The organism is Moorena producens 3L (assembly GCF_000211815.1).
Lineage (GTDB): Bacteria > Cyanobacteriota > Cyanobacteriia > Cyanobacteriales > Coleofasciculaceae > Moorena > Moorena producens.
The window spans coordinates 1-2438 of the sequence record NZ_GL890875.1 but is presented as its reverse complement, the minus strand read 5'-3'; the positions used below and the strand labels follow the sequence as shown (position 1 = coordinate 2438).

The window sequence follows — 2438 nt, the reverse complement described above, 5'->3', positions numbered from 1 at the left end:
TGACTGAACTGCGAGTCGTAGATCACAAAGTCGCTGATCTGACCGTCGAAGTGATTCCAGGTGGTGAACGGATGCTCTTCACTCCGGCCCCAGCCGTTGGCACCAATCACCAGGTTCTGCTCGTTGACGTCCAGTCCCTGCGTGAACTCATACGCCCAGTCCTGCATCTCGCCGTCCAGGTACAGCCAGAAACCGCCATCCCCAAACGTCAGTGTTAACTGATAGGACTCGCCGTCGCGCACCGTGCCTTCACCGGTGTACAGCCAAACGTCCGACTCCGCACTCTGGAACCGCACCTTCACACGGCCGTCCTTCACGAACGCTGTTAGGTCACCACCATCACGGTTCCCTGTGAAGTCCTTCGAGAACAGGGCGTGCGAACCCCAAACATCATCCGCCGTGAACTGCAGGCTGATCGTACCTTCGGTCAGTTCCAAATTCGGATTGTGGGAGATCTCGAGGTAGTCGTCCTCACCGCTAAAGTCCACTTCTTGCAGCACGGCCAGCACACCACCCGGCGGCAGCTCACCATCATCAATCAACGGATACGGAGGAGGGTCATCACCGGCCGAGACCGGGGTACTCACCTTCGGCGAGATCGCCTCGTCTAAATCACGAATATGGTCCACGATGCCATAGGCCGGGCCCGCATCCACCAGGTAGTCGCTCTCGACTACCAGATCGCCGAACACCGTGATCGTGCCCAGCTGATCTTTGTTGTGCGCACCGGCATTCCCCTGGTTCGACTGCACATGCAGGATCGAAGTATCCAGTACACCATCACCGTCGATATCCACATGCTCCAGCTTGTAGACATCCACCGTATGACCCACCACTTCAATCTTGTCGCCTTCAGCACGATTGAAGTCCCAGATCACTTCGTTGCCTAAACGATCCACCCAGTGATCGTGCACTTCGTTGTTCTCACCGGCCACACCGTGCCAGTGGATCATGCCGTTGTCCATCGTGTGCTTGAGGATCTTCTCCGGCTTCGCGTTGATCAGCACCTCAAACCGGAACGTGTCCGCACCCGAGCCACCAATCAGCACGTCATCCGCCACGATCGGTTGGTCGCGGTAGTACGTACCGCCTTCCCCAATCTCGCCGTCTGGATCATCGCCCGCATCGTAGTCCTGCGCAATCACCGGTTCCCGGCCATCACTGCGACTCACCAGCAGGTCATCCCCATCGCCGCCACGCAGAACATCTTCCCCATGGCCGCCGTTGAGCACATCGTTACCCGAGGTGCCGATCACTTCGTCGTCGCCGTAGCCGCCGTGCACTTCCGTCACACCGTGCTCACCCGCATCCAGCACGTCATTGCCATCGGTCCCCTGCAGTACACCATCGATCACCGTCGGTTCGGTTAGCGGCGGTGGCGGAGGATTCCCTGCCAGCGTGGAAACTTCGTCATGACTGAACTGCGAGTCGTAAATCACAAAGTCGCTGATCTGACCGTCGAAGTGATTCCACGTCGTGAACGGATGCTCTTCACTCCGTCCCCAGCCGTTGGCGCCAATCACCAGGTTCTGCGTATTCGCCTCCAAGCCTTGCGTGAATTCATACGCCCAGTCCTGCATCTCACCGTCCAGATACAGCCAGAAACCGCCATCCCCAAACGTCAGTGTTAACTGATAGGACTCGCCATCGCGCACGGTGCCTTCACCGGTGTACAACCAAACGTCCGACTCCGCACTCTGGAACCGCACCTTCACCCGGCCGTCCTTCACGAACGCCGTCAGGTCACCACCATCACGGTTCCCTGTAAAGTCCTTCGAGAACAGGGCGTGCGAACCCCAGATATCATCCGCGGTGAACTGCAGGCTGATCGTGCCCTCGCTCAGCTCCATACTTGTGTCATGCGTGATTTCTTCGAAATCGCCCGAGTTTCCCGTGAAGTCACGCGTGCCCGACCGTCGGAATACTTCTTGATCCCCAAACAACGGGTCACCCGCAGGCGGATCCGTTCCATCATCGTGATCCATGGGACGATCGTCAGCCACGTCCTGATAGATGATGCAGTCGGCGGAAACTTGTCCTCCCCGAACCACACCTTGGATTTCCGCAACCGTATCGAGCAAAGACTCTTGATCCGGGTCCAGATCCCAGTCACCCAGCGGGCTCGCACTCAGCAGCAACAAAGGTTCCAGCTGCTCGAATTGAGAAAATGACGTCGGGAGTTCGGTCGGGGTGGGCGACTCCATGCGCGCAGTCTTTTTGCACGCCACCCACCGCTCGAGAAGACTCGAGAGGAGGCTGGACATCTTCGGGGTAACTCCAAGGTGCGAGATCAAAAGCCATCTGAAACATACGTCAGGATTCTCGGGTTGCCGCAAGAATTCTCCACGGACCACCGCGCTCGTGGCATCGGCGCATCACGGCAAACGGATCCTCAGCCGACTGCGTGCTAAGTTTCCCTATAGAACTCTGGCTTAGCT

1 protein-coding gene is annotated in these 2438 nt (G+C 58.0%); it reads right to left on the bottom strand.

All coding sequences use genetic code 11. The features are described 5' to 3' along the window. On the bottom strand, positions 1-2204 hold a 2204-nt coding region (locus LYNGBM3L_RS33920; RefSeq protein WP_324293472.1), incomplete at its 3' end, for a LamG-like jellyroll fold domain-containing protein. Between the last annotated feature and the right edge of the window lie 234 nt (positions 2205-2438).